11 protein-coding genes are annotated in these 13,790 nt (G+C 67.9%); 5 read left to right on the top strand and 6 right to left on the bottom strand.

Annotated elements, in window-relative coordinates; genetic code table 11:
* Positions 1-105: 105 nt before the first annotated feature.
* Positions 106-1,059 carry a DMT family transporter gene (locus tag ABIE19_RS06985; protein ID WP_354088398.1) on the bottom strand — a complete coding sequence of 318 codons (954 nt, stop codon included), beginning with the start codon at positions 1,057-1,059 and terminating at the stop codon, positions 106-108.
* Complete coding sequence (locus tag ABIE19_RS06980) at positions 1,060-2,202, bottom strand: anhydro-N-acetylmuramic acid kinase (protein ID WP_354088397.1); 1,143 nt, start codon at positions 2,200-2,202, stop codon at positions 1,060-1,062.
* Between the two features lie 182 nt (positions 2,203-2,384).
* Here ABIE19_RS06980 and tyrS point away from each other — a divergent pair, with 182 nt between their 5' ends.
* The 3 genes from tyrS (at position 2,385) to ABIE19_RS06965 (ending at position 4,827) form a co-directional block, all read left to right on the top strand.
* On the top strand, positions 2,385-3,641 hold the full coding sequence (gene tyrS, locus ABIE19_RS06975) for a tyrosine--tRNA ligase (protein ID WP_354088396.1): 1,257 nt from the start codon (positions 2,385-2,387) through the stop codon (positions 3,639-3,641).
* A 13-nt stretch (positions 3,642-3,654) separates the two neighbouring features.
* On the top strand, positions 3,655-4,122 hold the full coding sequence (locus ABIE19_RS06970) for a peroxiredoxin (protein WP_354088395.1): 468 nt from the start codon (positions 3,655-3,657) through the stop codon (positions 4,120-4,122).
* 135 nt (positions 4,123-4,257) lie between these two features.
* On the top strand, positions 4,258-4,827 hold the full coding sequence (locus ABIE19_RS06965) for a bactofilin family protein (RefSeq protein ID WP_354088394.1): 570 nt from the start codon (positions 4,258-4,260) through the stop codon (positions 4,825-4,827).
* A 55-nt stretch (positions 4,828-4,882) separates the two neighbouring features.
* Here ABIE19_RS06965 and prfB read toward each other — a convergent pair.
* From prfB to dapA, 4 genes are all read right to left on the bottom strand, one after another.
* Positions 4,883-6,002, bottom strand: a protein-coding gene (prfB, locus tag ABIE19_RS06960) for a peptide chain release factor 2 (protein WP_354088393.1) whose coding sequence is annotated in 2 segments (ribosomal slippage) — positions 4,883-5,932 and positions 5,934-6,002 — 1,119 coding nt in all. Because the reading frame shifts where the segments join, the coding sequence is not laid out codon by codon here.
* A 128-nt stretch (positions 6,003-6,130) separates the two neighbouring features.
* Positions 6,131-8,521 (bottom strand): penicillin-binding protein 1A, encoded by a 2,391-nt coding sequence (locus ABIE19_RS06955; protein ID WP_354088601.1) that lies wholly within the window; start codon positions 8,519-8,521, stop codon positions 6,131-6,133.
* A 98-nt stretch (positions 8,522-8,619) separates the two neighbouring features.
* On the bottom strand, positions 8,620-9,087 hold the full coding sequence (smpB, locus tag ABIE19_RS06950; protein ID WP_354088392.1) for an SsrA-binding protein SmpB: 468 nt from the start codon (positions 9,085-9,087) through the stop codon (positions 8,620-8,622).
* On the bottom strand, positions 9,087-9,971 hold the full coding sequence (gene dapA / locus ABIE19_RS06945) for a 4-hydroxy-tetrahydrodipicolinate synthase (protein WP_354088391.1): 885 nt from the start codon (positions 9,969-9,971) through the stop codon (positions 9,087-9,089). Before dapA ends, smpB begins: the two co-directional genes overlap by 1 nt.
* Positions 9,972-10,085: 114 nt before the next feature.
* Between dapA and ABIE19_RS06940 the strand changes: the two genes are divergently transcribed.
* Complete coding sequence (locus ABIE19_RS06940; protein WP_354088390.1) at positions 10,086-12,116, top strand: lytic transglycosylase domain-containing protein; 2,031 nt, start codon at positions 10,086-10,088, stop codon at positions 12,114-12,116.
* A 130-nt stretch (positions 12,117-12,246) separates the two neighbouring features.
* The gene (gene scpC / locus ABIE19_RS06935; protein ID WP_354088389.1) at positions 12,247-13,755 is read left to right on the top strand and encodes a succinyl-CoA:acetate CoA-transferase ScpC; all 1,509 of its coding nucleotides are present in this window, start codon (positions 12,247-12,249) and stop codon (positions 13,753-13,755) included.
* Positions 13,756-13,790: the final 35 nt, after the last annotated feature.

The raw sequence follows: 13,790 nt of genomic DNA, 5'->3' as shown, positions 1-13,790 counted from the left end.
TCGCGTCCGACATCGCGAGGCGTCACGCTCGCCAGAGGGGCCCGGTCCGCTGCGGGTGAAACGCCCCGGCCACGCCTATGTTCGACGCCAGGATGTCGCAGGCCTTCAGTGATCGCCTTCGGCCGCCGCCAGCGCGGCGGGGCGATGCGCCCGCACGCACCAGATCACGCTGACGACCATCAGGATCATGGCGATCACCTCGATCACCGTCGGCCCCCGCCCTTCCCACAGGAAGCCGTAGAGGAAGGCGAACAGGGTCTCGGACACGATCATCTGGCCCAGCATGGTCAGCGGCAGCAGACGGCTGGCCTGGTTCCAGAAGGCGTTGCCGATGATGGAGGCGAAGACGGCGACGCCCAGGCTGACGCCGATCAACCGCATCCAGGCTTCGCCCGACGACGGGCCCATGGTCAGGACCGCGGGCACAGCCAGCAGCAGCGCCAATCCCCCCGTGACCACGCCGGTCAGCAGCGACCATTCGTGCGGCGTGACGGCCGGCAGACGGACCATCCAGCGACTGTTTCCAACGGCGAAGGCCGACCAGGACAGCAGCGCCGCCAGGGCGCACGCCAGGCCGATCAGGGTCTGTACCCCGCCATGCTCGCCGCCGGAGCCCTGGCTCAGGGATTCCCACCCGATCAGGCCGACCGCCAGGGCCGCGACCACGATCGGCGGCGCCACGCGCGTCAGAGGCGGCGAATCCTTATCCTTCAAACCCCAGAGGGCCACCACGACCGGCACCATGCCGACGATCAGGGCCGAGGCCCCGACGCCCGCGAAATGGACGCCGACCACCAGGAAGACGAAATAGACGATGTTCCCTGCCAGGCTCAGCCAGATCAAGGCCCGCCAGGCCTTCCAGTCCAGGGCCGCAACCACCCGCCGCCAACGCGGCGCGATCAACAGGGCTGCGATCAGCCCATAGGCCAGGTATCGCCCGGCCGTCAGCATCATGGGCGAGGCCTCGGGCGCGACCTTCGGCGCCAGGAAGACCAGCCCCCACAGGGCGCCCGCCGCCATGCCGCTGGCGACGCCCCAGAAACGCGATGACGCCGCCATCTAGACCGCCCCGGGCTCGACGATCCGGCCGCCGGTCATGGGCTCGGCCACGCCGGTCGTGCCGGGGAAGCTGATCGGCAGGCCCAGCAGGCAGCGCGCCGCCAGGAAGGCGAAAGCCTCGGCCTCGATGGAATCGCCGCGCCAGCCCTCGTCCTCGGCCGTCGTCACCGGCACGGCCGTGCGCTCGCGGATCGCCGCCAACAGGAACGGGTTGTGCCGCCCGCCGCCGCAGGCCACGACCTTGGTCGGCTTCTCGGAGCATCGCGCCACGCCCAGGGCCACGGCCTCGGCGGCAAAGGCCGTCAGGGTCGCGGCTGCGTCCTCCAGCGACAGACTCGCCACCGGTTCCAGCGAGAAATCGAACCGATCCAACGACTTCGGCCCCGTCGCCGCGAAATAGGGATGAGCCAGATAGGCGGCCAAGACGGCCTGATCGACCGTTCCCGCCGCCGCCAGCCTGCCGCCCTCGTCCATCCGCTTCTTGCCGCGCGACTGGACCAGCAGATCGACCATGCCGTTGGCCGGGCCGGTGTCGAAAGCCTCCAGCCCGCCATCGGCGCGGATCAGGGTGATATTTCCCACCCCGCCCAGGTTCAGAACGGCGACCGGCCCGCTCAGGCCCGCCTTCCTCACCAGGGCGGCGTGATAGACCGGCGCCAAAGGCGCCCCCTGCCCGCCTGCCGCCACGTCGGCGCTGCGGAAATCATGGGCGGTGCGTACGCCCAGCCCCTCGGCCACGCTCAAGGCGTCGATCAGTTGCACCGTGCGGCCCGGCCATTCCGGCGTCGGCGCCTCATGCAGCACGGTCTGGCCATGCACGCCGACCAGATCCAGTTCGCCGGCCTTGACCCCGTTCACGGCCATGAAACCCAGCGCCGCCGCCAGATGAGCGTCGGCCACCGCCATCCTGGCGTCCTCGAAACTCTCAGGCTCTTCCTCGTCGCGCTCCCAGTCCAGGGCGTCCTCGATGGCGTCCTCGACGACGGCGCGCGTCTCGGCGTCCAGTTTCATCTCGCCGGCGGGACCGAAGCTGATGATGTTCTCGCCGTCGGTTTCGATCACCGCCATGTCCACGGCGTCGAGCGAGGTGCCGGTCATGAAACCGAGCACGCGAAGGGTCTTTGTCGAGGAGGAGGTCGTCATGGCGGCTTGACTGCCACGTCGCGCACGCCGTAGCTAGCGCCCATGATCGCCGCCCGCGCCATTTCCGGCCTGTATTACCGTTCGCTGAGCTAGCGAGCGGCCGCGATCTCGTGCCGCCTTCGCTGGCGGCGCGACTTCCGACAAGGAAGACGGCCGCCGGCATCCCTGCTACGGAGCCGTCCATGACCGACCAAGCCTTCAAGTCCGACTTTCTCAAGACCCTGCAATCGCGCGGCTACATCCATCAGGTGACCCACCCGGCGGAACTGGACGACGCCGCCTCGAACGGGATCGTCACGGCCTACATCGGCTTCGACGCCACGGCCCCCAGCCTGCACGTCGGCAGTCTGATCCAGATCATGATGCTGCGCCGCCTGCAGCAGGCCGGGCACAAGCCCGTCGTCCTGATGGGCGGCGGCACGACCAAGGTCGGCGACCCAACCGGCAAGGACGCCTCGCGCCCGCAACTGACCGACGAGACGATCCAGGCCAACATCGCCTCGATCAAGACCGTGTTCGAGAAGTTCCTGACCTTCGGCGACGGGCCGTCCGACGCCGTCATGGTCGATAACGACGCCTGGCTGTCCCAGTTCGGCTACATCCAATTCCTGCGCGACTTCGGCACGCATTTCACCGTCAACCGGATGCTGAGCTTCGACTCGGTCAAGCTGCGTCTCGAGCGCGAGCAGCCGATGACCTTCCTCGAGTTCAACTACATGCTGATGCAGTCGGTGGACTTCCTGGAACTGAACCGCGCGCTGAACGTGACGCTGCAGATGGGCGGCTCGGACCAGTGGGGCAACATCACCTCGGGCGTCGACCTGGTGCGCCGCGTGGACCAGAAAGCCGCCTTCGGCCTGACCACGCCGCTGCTGACCACGGCATCGGGCGGCAAGATGGGCAAGACGGCGCAAGGAGCCGTCTGGCTGAACGCCGAACAGCTCAGCCCCTATGACTACTGGCAGTTCTGGCGCAACGCCGAGGACGCCGACGTCGGCCGCTTCATGCGCTTGTTCACCGACCTGCCGCTGGACCAGATCGCCCTGTTCGAGGCTATGGAGGGCGCCGGGATCAATGAGGCCAAGAAGGCCCTGGCCGACGCCGCGACCGCCATGCTGCACGGCGCCGAAGCCGCCCAGGCCGCCCGCGCCGCCGCAGAAGCCGCCTTCGAGAAGGGCCAGCTTTCCGCCGACCTGCCCACCGTCGAACTGCCGCGTGACGAGGTGATCGGCGCCATGATCGCCGCCGTGGCGACCAAGGCCGGCCTGTCCGCCTCCAACGGCGAGGCGCGCCGCCTGGCCCAGGGCGGCGGCCTTCGCCTGAACGATGCGGTGATCAACGACGGCGCGCGCCTGATCGAAGACGCCGACCTCAACGCCGACGGCGTGCTGAAGCTCGGCGCCGGCAAGAAGAAGCTGGTGTTGGTGCGCCCCGTCTGAAAGGACCTGTGACATGACGGATATCGCCGAGGGGGCCCAAGCCCCCGCCTTCGACATGCCGACCGACGGCGGCGGCCGCATCACCCTGGACGGACTGAAGGGCAAGACGGTCGTCCTGTATTTCTATCCCAAGGCCGACACGCCCGGCTGCACGACCGAGGGGCAGGATTTCTCCGCCCTGGCCGACCGCTTCACGGCCGCCAACGCCGTGGTGATCGGCGTTTCTCGCGACGGGGTGAAGAAGCTGGACCGTTTCAAGGCCAAGTACGACCTCAAGGTCATCCTGGGCTCCGATGAAGAGGGCGCCGTGACAGAGGCCTGGGGCGTCTGGGTTCTGAAGAAGCTCTATGGCCGCGAATACATGGGCGTCGAACGCGCCACCTTCCTGATCGACGGGACGGGCGTGGTTCGCCGCGCCTGGCGCAGCGTCAAGGTCAAGGGGCACGCCGAAGAGGCGCTGCAGGCCGCCGAAAGCCTCTGATCGTCGAGCGGGGTTCGCAACACCTCGCTTGACCTCTTCGCCTCCTCCGCCCCTAACTGCCGCCGGGGACTGATCCCATGAGGGGCTGATTACAGGGCATGCGCCGTCCAAACGGCGTGATCGCGGAGAGCATCGATGTTCAACAAGAGCAAACCCTTCGACAACAACGCCTCCGGCGGTCTGGCCATTCCGCCCTCGCCGGAACCGGCTCCGGCAGCGCCGCCGGCTCCGGCCCCCGCCGCCGCGCGGGCGCCCGAACCGGCCCGTCCGGCCGCCGCCCGTTCGTCCAGCCTGTCGACCCTGTCGGCCGGGGTGAAGTACGAAGGCAATATCTCCGGCGCCGGCGAGCTTCAGGTCGACGGCTCGCTGAAAGGCGACATCCGCGTCGTCCGCGTCGTCATCGGCGAAGGCGGCGCGGTCGAAGGCACCGTCCACGCCGACATCCTAGAGGTGCGCGGCCGCGTCTCGGGCGCCATCGTCGCCAAACAGGTCAAGCTGTTCGCCACCTCGCGCGTCGAGGGCGACATCACCCAGGAACAGTTGTCGATCGAACAGGGCGCCTGGTTCCAGGGCCGCTGCACCCAAGCCAAGCGCGACACGCCCGGCGCCAACATGCTGGAAGCCCCGGAAAAGCCCGCCATCGCGGCCCCGGCGAAGTCCGAAGCCAAGACGGACAAGCCGGCCGAGGCCAAGCCCGCCGCCTGACGCGCCGTCGCGCAAGCCGGAATTGGAAAGGGCGGCCCCGGCGGGCCGCCCTTTTTTAGTTCTTGGCGTCTCGGGTTTCGCCGACCCGGGCCGCCAGGGCGGCGCCCATGAAGGCGTCCAGGTCGCCGTCCAGGACCCCTTGCGTATCCGAGGTCTCGACCTCGGTGCGCAGATCCTTGACCATCTGATACGGCTGCAGGACGTAGGAGCGGATCTGGTGTCCCCAGCCGATGTCGGTCTTGGCGTCGGCCAGGGCCTGGGCCGCAGCCTCTCGCTTCTGCAGTTCCAGTTCGTACAGGCGCGCGCGCAGCATCTTCCACGCCTGTTCGCGGTTCTGGTGCTGCGAACGGCCCGTCTGGCAAGCCACGACCGTATTGGTCGGAACGTGAGTCAGACGAACGGCCGAGTCGGTCTTGTTGATGTGCTGACCGCCAGCGCCCGATGCGCGATAGGTGTCGGTCCGCACGTCGGACGGATTGATGTCGATCTCGATCGTATCGTCCACGACCGGCGACACCCCGATGGAGGCGAAGCTGGTGTGGCGCTTGGCCGCCGCGTCATAGGGGCTGATGCGCACCAGGCGGTGCACGCCCGATTCCGACTTCAGCCAGCCATAGGCGTTGGGGCCGGTGATCAGGACCGTGGCCGACTTCACGCCCGCCTGCTCGCCCTCTTCCATGGCCTCAATCGTGGTCTCATAGCCGTGCGCCTTGGCCCAGCGCGTGTACATGCGCAACAGCATGCCGGCCCAGTCGTTGGACTCGGTGCCGCCGGCGCCGGAGTTCACTTCCAGATAGGCGTCGTTGCCGTCGGCCTCGCCGGACAGCAGGGCTTCAAGCTCGGCGCGGGCGGCGCGGTCCTTGATGGACTTCAACTGCTCGCGGGCTTCCTCCAGGGTCGCCTCGTCGCCTTCCTCGTCGGCCATTTCAGCCAGCATGATCCCGTCTTCGAGATCACGCTCCATGGCCTTCACGGCGCCGACCTGAGCTTCCAGGCGCGAACGGTCGCGGCTGACGGCCTGGGCCTGTTCCGGGTTGTCCCACAGGGTCGGATCCTCGACCCGCGCGTTCAGCTCATCGAGCTTTCTTAAAGCGACATCCCAGTCAAAGTCGCCTCCTGAGCAGAGCGACGCTCTGCTCGATGTCGGCCTTCATGGCCTCGACATCCGGTCTCATCGCAAACTCCTGCGAAACAACGCCCTCCCAGAAGCAGGGCCGCACCGCGTGCGGACCGATCGGGAAAGCAAGAAGAAAACGGCGCGCCTGCGGACAGGCGCGCCGGTTCGATGGGCCTAACTAGAGACTCAATACAGGTCGCTCAAGTCCTCAGCCGGCTCCTTCTTGGGCGGAGGCGGCGCAGCAGGCGGCGGCGCGGCCGTGGACGGGGCCGGCCCCTTGACCGCCTCCTGCTCGCGACGGACCACGTCATAGTAGTTCTGGGGCCCTTCCGGCTGGGTCGGACGCGGCGCGTCCTCGCGCACCTGACGCTCCGTTCCGGGGCGGAAGGCTTCCTCGATCCCGTTAACCGTGCGGAAGATCGCATTCTTGGGCCGGACGAAGGGACGGGCCGGACGTTCGCGCAGGGCCACCTGCATGAAGTCGCTGAAGATCGGCACGGCGGTCGCCGCCCCGGCCTCGCCGCCGCCCAGCGAGCGGTTGTCGTCGAAGCCAACGAAGACGCCGACCACGATGTCGCTGGAGAAGCCGACGAACCAGGCCGAGCGGTATTCATTGGTCGTGCCGGTCTTGCCGCCAACCCAACGGCCCAGACCCCGCGCGCTGGCGCCGGTGCCGCGCTGGATCACGCCTTCCAGCATGGAGCTGATCTGATAGGCGGTGATCGGATCGATGACCTGGGTTCCGCGGTCCTGCAGACGCGGCGACTCCTGGCCGCTGAAACCGCGACCGCATTCACGGCACTGGCGACGATCGGCCCGATGGATGGTCTGGCCGTTCCGGTCCTGGACCATCTCGATCAGATAGGGATCGACCTTGCGCCCGCCGTTGACGAAGGCGGCGTAGGCGGCGGTGATACGATAGGGCGTCGTCTCGCCCGAGCCCAGGGACATGGCCAGGTTCGGCGACATGTCGTCCACCACGCCCATCCGCTTGGACAAGTCCACCACATTCTTCATGCCTACGGCCTGGGCCAGCCGCACGGTCATGACGTTGCGCGACAACTCCAAACCGCGCCTCAGGGTCTGCGGCCCATAGTACTGGCGGCTGTAGTTCTGCGGCGTCCACGCCCGTCCGCCCGGTCCGCCCGGGAAGCTGATCGGCGCGTCCAGCACGATCGAGGTCGGGTTGAAGTCGCCTTCCAGCGCCGCCGCATAGACGAAGGGCTTAAAGGCCGAACCCGGCTGACGACGCGCCTGGGTCGCGCGGTTGAAGCTGGACAGGCCATAGGAATAGCCGCCCACCATGGCCAGCACACGGCCCGACTGCGGCTCGATGGCCACCAGGGCGCCGTTCACCGCCGGAACCTGTTTCAGGGCGAACTGCCCGCCCTGCGGCTCGACGAAGACAAGGTCGCCGCGCTTCAGCGGCCGGTTGGCGTTGGCCCAGGCGGCGTCGGAGGCCAGCAGGGTCCCCGTCCGGTCGTCCTTGGCCGTGCGCACCCGCACCGTATTGCCGCTGACGCTCTCAACGGCGGCCGCCTGCCAGGTGCGACGCTCCGGCGGGGTCGCCCTCCTCAGGGCCGCTTCCTGCCAACCCGGTGCGAAATCGGTCGTGCCCCAGGCGCCGCGCCAGCCGTGGCGGCGGTCATAGTTCTCCAGCCCCTTCATCAGGGCCTGGCGCGCCGCCGTCTGAAGCGCGGGGTCCAGGGTCGTGCGCATGTAGTAGCCGCCGCGGTTGACCTCTTCCTGGCCAAACAGGGCGATGGCGCGACGGCGGGCCTCCTCCACGAAGAAGTCGGCGTCGGCGTATTCGGCGCGGCGCGGCGCGGCGCGCGTCGTCAGCGGGCGCGCCAGGGCGGCCTGAAGCTCTTCCTGCGACAGCCACTTGTTGTCGGCCATCTCGCCCAGGACCCAGTCACGACGGCCCTTGGCCGCCTCGGGGTGGCGCTTCGGATGATAGTTGGTCGGCCCCTTGGGCAAGGCGGCCAGGAAAGCGGCCTCGTCCGGCGTCAGTTGGTTCAGCGACTTGCCGAAGTAGTTATAGGCCGCCGAAGCCACGCCGTAGGAACGATAACCCAGGTAGATCTCGTTCAGGTACAGCTCGAGAATCTGTTCCTTCGTCAGGGTCGCTTCCAGGCGGGTGGAGAGGATGGCCTCTTTAAGCTTGCGGTTCAGGCTGGATTCGTTGGTCAACAGGACGTTCTTCGCCACCTGCTGGGTGATGGTCGAGCCGCCCTCCAGCCGCCGTCCCGACAGGACGTTGAAGACGTTCTTGAACATGGCCCGGCCCACGCCGGACACGTCGATGCCGCCGTGCTTGAAGAACTGGCTGTCCTCGGCCGCCAGGAAGGCGTGAATTACCTGTTCCGGCACCTGGTCATAGGTGACGTAGATGCGGCGCTGGTCCGAGAATTCCCCGATCAGGGTCCCGTCGCCGGCGAAGACGCGCGTCGCCGTCGCCGGGCGGTAATCCGCCAGCTCCGACGCATCCGGCATGTCGTGCAGGACCCAGGCGGCGTAGATCGCCACCACCAGCCCGGCCACGGCGATGGCGCCCAGCAAGGCCACGCCCGCCATCACGAACCAGCGTTCGGCTATCTTCACCGTGAACTCCGCAAGACGCGTCTCATTTCTCGTCGTTTATCGCGCGTCGGTCCCGGCGCAAAGCGGAACCGTCAGCCCTTGTCGCGCAGCAGGCGCGCCTTGTCCCTTTGCCAGTCGCGTTCGGCCGAAGCCTCGCGCTTGTCATGGAGCTTCTTGCCCTTGGCCAGGGCGATCTCCAGCTTCGCCTTGCCCGCCTCGTTCAGATAGAGGCGCACGGGGATGATGGTCCGTCCGTCGCGCTGCACGGCGCCGATCATCCGGTCGATCTGCTTGCGGTGCAGCAGCAGTTTCCGTTGTCGGCGCGGCTCGTGGTTGAAGCGATTGGCCTGCTTGTAGGGCGGGATGTCGGCGTTGATCAGGACCAGTTCCCGCCCTTCCGGCGAGACATAACTTTCTGCGATATTGGCCCGCCCGTCGCGCAGGGCCTTGATCTCCGTCCCCAGCAACTGGATGCCCGCCTCGATATAATCCTCGAGGAAGTAGTCGAAGCGCGCCCGTCGGTTCTCGGCGATCGTCTTCTGTTTGGGCGCGTCAGCCATCAGGCGACCCCGGCTTCCGCCATGGCCTGATCGATCAGCGGCTTGACGGCGTCGCGGGTCGGCGACAGCGGCAGGCGAACCTCCTCGTCGCACAGACCCAGCTTGGCCAGGGCGTACTTGGCCGGCGACGGCGAGTTGTCCAGGAACAGCGCCTTGTGCAGATCGATCAGGCGGTCCTGCCACGTCCGGGCCGTGGCGAAGTCCCCTGCGGCGACCGCGTCGTACATGGCGACCATGGCTTCCGGGGCGATATTGGACGTGACCGAGATCACGCCCGTCCCGCCGCCGGCGGCGTAGCCCAGCCAACTGGCGTCGTCGCCGCTGATCAAGTCGAAGGGTCCGTCGATGTGGCTGCGCATCCAGCTGACGCGGGACATGTCGCCGGTCGCGTCCTTGATGCCGACGATGTTCGGGTGCGCGGCCAGGCGGGCGACCGCCTCGTTCGACAGATCGACGCTCGAGCGGCTCGGCACATTGTACAGCAGCATGGGAATCTGCACGGCGTCGGCGACGGCCTCATAGTGGGCGACCATGCCGTCCTGCGACGGGCGGTTGTAATAGGGCGTCACCACCAGGGTCGCGTCGGCGCCGACCTGCTTGGCGAAGGCCGACAGCTCGATCGCCTCATGCGTGGCGTTCGACCCGGCGCCGGCGATCACACGGACGCGGCCGGCGGCGATGGTCACGCACTGTTCGATGACGCGCTTGTGCTCGTCCATGGACAGAGTGGCGCTCTCTCCCGTCGTCCCGACCGGGACGACCCCATGAACCCCGGCCGCGATTTGGCGTTCCAGAAGGCGTTGGAATGCCTCTTCGTCCATGTTTCCGTCACGAAGAGGTGTGATCAAGGCGGTGATCACGCCCTTGAACAAGGGGGCGGTCATTGGGAAAGATACCTGCGCGGAGTTCGGGCGGCGCGCCGCCCTTTTGAAGAGGCAGGGAGCGTAGGTTGCTCGCCGCTCGGCCGCAACCAAAGAAGAATGAGGATCGGACATCTGATGATCGCGACGACCGTGGCCGCCGCCCTGGCGATTCTGACTCCGCCAGCCCAGGATGTCCTGAACAGCGCCCCCGCGCCCTACGCCGCCAGCCAGAACGGCATCCTCAGCGGCCAGGACATGGCCCTGTTCCAACAGGGCCTGGCCGCCGCCCGCGCCCGCGACGTGACCGGCACGCAGTCCGTCATGAACCGCATTTCGGACCCGACGGCGCGCAAGCTGGTCGAGTGGGCCCTGGTCGACACCTCCGACCGTCAACTTTCGTACAGCGAACTGCTCCGCGCCCAGAGCGACCTGGCCAATTGGCCGCGAGGTGATTCGCGCCGCGCGGCCGGCGAACGCGCACTGGACCTGGCCAACGCCTCGCCGGATACGGTTCTGGCCTTCTTCAACGGATCAGCGCCGACCACGGCCGAAGGGGCGATCGCCCTGGCCGGAGCGCTGGAGCAGTCTGGGCGCCGCGATCAGGCCCGCGACCTGATCCGCGACTGGTGGCGCACCCGCTCCTTCGAAGAGGCGCAACAATCCCGCATCGCCTCCCGCTGGAGCGGCTGGCTGACGACCGACGACCATGTCGCCCGTCTGAACATGCTGCTGCTCGGCCCGCACGGCCCAGCCACCCGCGCCATGGCCATGATGGTCCCGGCGGACCGCCAGGCCGTCGCCAACGCCGTCATGTCCCTGCGCACCGCCTATTCGCCGGACGCCCTGGTCGCCGGCCTGTCTCCGGCCGTGGTCAACGATCCGGCCGTGGTGCTGGAGCGCGTGCGCTTGCTGCGCTCGGCCGGACGCCAGTCCGAGGCCTTCCCCCTTCTGTCCGCCCTGCCGCCCGCTCCTTCGCACAAGGAAGGCCAGGACACCCTGTGGAGCGAGCGTCGCAACTACTTCCTCGACGCCTTGCAGCAAGGAAATCCGCGCGCCGCCTATGACGCCATGAACGGCCACGGCTTCCCGGCCGGAGAGCGCAAGGTCGACGCCGAGTTCTTCGCCGGCTGGGTCGCCCTGACCAAGCTGAACGACCCGGCCCGCGCGGCCCAGCATTTCGAGGTCCTGCGCACCAGTTCCGCCACCCCGATCACTCAGGGCCGGGCCCTCTACTGGTTGGGTCGCGCCGCGGAAGCGCGCGGCGACCGCGACGGCGCCCTGCGCTGGTATCAGGCGGGCGCCGAGCACTGGCAGACCTTCTACGGCCAGTTGGCCGCCGAAAAGGCCGGGATTCGGACCCTGACCCTGCCGGGCGAACCCGCCCCCTCGCCCGAGGACGTCAACCGCTTCGAGGGGAACGAGGTCGTTCGCGCCACGCGCATCCTGGGCGCGGCAGGCGAAAAGACCCTGATGCGGGTCTTCGCCTACCACCTCGACGACACCCTGCCCTCGCCCTACGACCTCAGCCAGTTGTTCGACCTGATGCTGGCCAACGGCGATCAGTTCGGGGCCATGATGGTCGGCCGGGCCGCCAGCCAGCGCGGCTTCGTCATGCCCGAACGCATGTATCCCGTCCGCACCCCGCCCCAGACGGCGGGCGCCGCGCCGCTGGAATTCACCCTGGCCATCACCCGTCAGGAATCCAGCTTCGACCCCATGGCGCGTTCGCACGCCGACGCGCGCGGCATGATGCAGCTCCTGCCCGCCACGGGCCAGGGCGTGGCGCGCCGCATGGGCATAGGCTTCTCCGCCGAACAGCTCTGGGACCCGGACGCCAACATGCGCCTGGGCAGCTATCACCTGGGCGAACTGCTGAACAATTTCGGGGGTTCGCCCCTACTGGCCGCCGTCGGCTACAACGCCGGCCCGGCGCGGCCACCGCAATGGGTAGCCCGCTGCGGCGATCCGCGCAGCGCCCAGGTCGACCCCATAGACTTCATCGAGTGCGCCCCCTTCACCGAAACGCGCAACTACATGATGCGGGTCATGGAGAACATGCAGGTCTATCGCGCCCGCCTGAACGGCGGCTCGGCGCCCCTGACGCCCTCCGCGGACCTGGCGCGCGGCACGCCGCCCAACTCCGGTCCGCGCGCCTATCAGCCCTGATCGCGGCCTCTGACAAGGTCGTGATGCGGCGTCGTTACGACCAAAGGCGCATTGGAATCAGAATGATGAGGGGCCTATCTGCCCCTCGTTCCTCCTTGCCCGCCGCTGGGCAGCCGCCGTCAGGTTGAAGATGTCCCGCGTCCGCAACGCCGCCCTGAAATCCAGGATCATGTCCGCCCAGGACGCCGCCGCCCTGATCCCGGCCAACTCGACCGTAGGCATGAGCGGCTTCACCGGCTCTGGCTACCCCAAGGTGGTGCCCATGGCCCTGGCCGACCGGATCGAAGCCGCCCACGCGGCGGGTGATCCGTTCCGCCTGAAGGTCTGGACCGGCGCCTCGACCGGCCCGGAACTGGACGGCGCCCTGGCCAAGGCTGACGGCGTCGAGTTCCGCCTGCCCTACAACTCCGACCCCATCGCCCGCGAGAAGATCAACAAGGGCGAGATGGAATACCTGGACATGCACCTGTCACAGGTGGCGCCCGTTGCCTGGCAGGGCTTCCTCGGCCCGCTGGAAACGGCGGTGGTCGAGGTCTCGGGCATCCGCGAGGACGGCTCACTGATCCCCTCGTCCTCCATCGGCAACAACAAGACCTGGCTGGACCGCGCCGACCGGATCATCCTGGAGGTCAACAGTTGGCAAAATGCGGCGCTGGAGGGAATGCACGACATCTACTACGGCACGGCCTTGCCGCCCGCACGCGTGCCGATCCCCCTGACCAGGCCGACCGACCTAATCGGCGAGACGGTCTTCCGCGTCGATCCGTCCAAGATCGCCGCCATCGTCGAGACCGACAGTCCCGACCGCAACCTGCCCTTCGCCGCGCCCGACGCCAACGCCACGGCCATCGCCGGGCACCTGATCGAGTTTCTGCAGCACGAGGTGAAGCTGGGCCGTCTACCCGCCCATCTGCTGCCGCTGCAATCAGGCGTCGGCAATGTCGCCAACGCCGTGCTGGCGGGCCTGGCCGACAGTCCGTTCGAGAACCTGACCGCCTATACGGAGGTGCTGCAGGACGGGATGCTCGACCTGCTCGACAGCGGCAAGCTGACCGTCGCCTCGGCCACCGCCTTCTCGCTCAGCCCCGAGGCCGCGGCCGACCTGAACAGCCGCATGGAGCAGTTCCGCGGCAAGATCATCCTGCGTCCGCAGGAGATCAGCAATCACCCGGAGATCATCCGCCGCCTGGGCTGCATCGCCATGAACGGCCTGATCGAGGCCGACATCTACGGCGCCGTCAACTCGACCCACGTCATGGGTTCGCGCATCCAGAACGGCATCGGCGGCTCGGGCGACTTCGCCCGCAACGCCTACATCTCCTGCTTCGTCACGCCGTCGACGGCCAAGGGCGGCAAGATCTCGGCCATCGTCCCCATGGCCAGCCACGTCGACCACATCACCCAGGACGTTCAGGTCATCGTCACGGAACAGGGTCTAGCCGACCTGCGCGGCCTGTCGCCCAAGCAGCGCGCCCAGGTCATCATCGCCAACTGCGCCCACCCCGACTATCGCGACGCGCTCAAGGACTATCATGACCGCGCGCTGAAGGGCTCCTATGGCCTCCAGACCCCGCACCTCCTGACCGAAGCCCTGTCGTGGCACCAGCGATACATCGAGACGGGATCGATGAAGGCTTAGGCCCTCTTTCCTCCCCACTTTGTGGGGAGGAGATC

Origin of the sequence: Brevundimonas faecalis (assembly GCF_040549405.1) — a bacterium.
Classification (GTDB): domain Bacteria; phylum Pseudomonadota; class Alphaproteobacteria; order Caulobacterales; family Caulobacteraceae; genus Brevundimonas; species Brevundimonas faecalis.
Note: the sequence above shows the minus strand (reverse complement) of the source record. Positions and strands in the feature narration are given on the sequence as shown.

Coding starts and splice junctions, on each gene's coding strand:
- ABIE19_RS06985 (WP_354088398.1), bottom strand. CDS start 1,059: ATGGCGGCGTCATCGCGTTTCTGGGGCGTCGCCAGCGGCATGGCGGCG.
- ABIE19_RS06980 (WP_354088397.1), bottom strand. CDS start 2,202: ATGACGACCTCCTCCTCGACAAAGACCCTTCGCGTGCTCGGTTTCATG.
- tyrS (WP_354088396.1), top strand. CDS start 2,385: ATGACCGACCAAGCCTTCAAGTCCGACTTTCTCAAGACCCTGCAATCG.
- ABIE19_RS06970 (WP_354088395.1), top strand. CDS start 3,655: ATGACGGATATCGCCGAGGGGGCCCAAGCCCCCGCCTTCGACATGCCG.
- ABIE19_RS06965 (WP_354088394.1), top strand. CDS start 4,258: ATGTTCAACAAGAGCAAACCCTTCGACAACAACGCCTCCGGCGGTCTG.
- ABIE19_RS06955 (WP_354088601.1), bottom strand. CDS start 8,521: ATGGCGGGCGTGGCCTTGCTGGGCGCCATCGCCGTGGCCGGGCTGGTG.
- smpB (WP_354088392.1), bottom strand. CDS start 9,087: ATGGCTGACGCGCCCAAACAGAAGACGATCGCCGAGAACCGACGGGCG.
- dapA (WP_354088391.1), bottom strand. CDS start 9,971: ATGACCGCCCCCTTGTTCAAGGGCGTGATCACCGCCTTGATCACACCT.
- ABIE19_RS06940 (WP_354088390.1), top strand. CDS start 10,086: ATGATCGCGACGACCGTGGCCGCCGCCCTGGCGATTCTGACTCCGCCA.
- scpC (WP_354088389.1), top strand. CDS start 12,247: ATGTCCCGCGTCCGCAACGCCGCCCTGAAATCCAGGATCATGTCCGCC.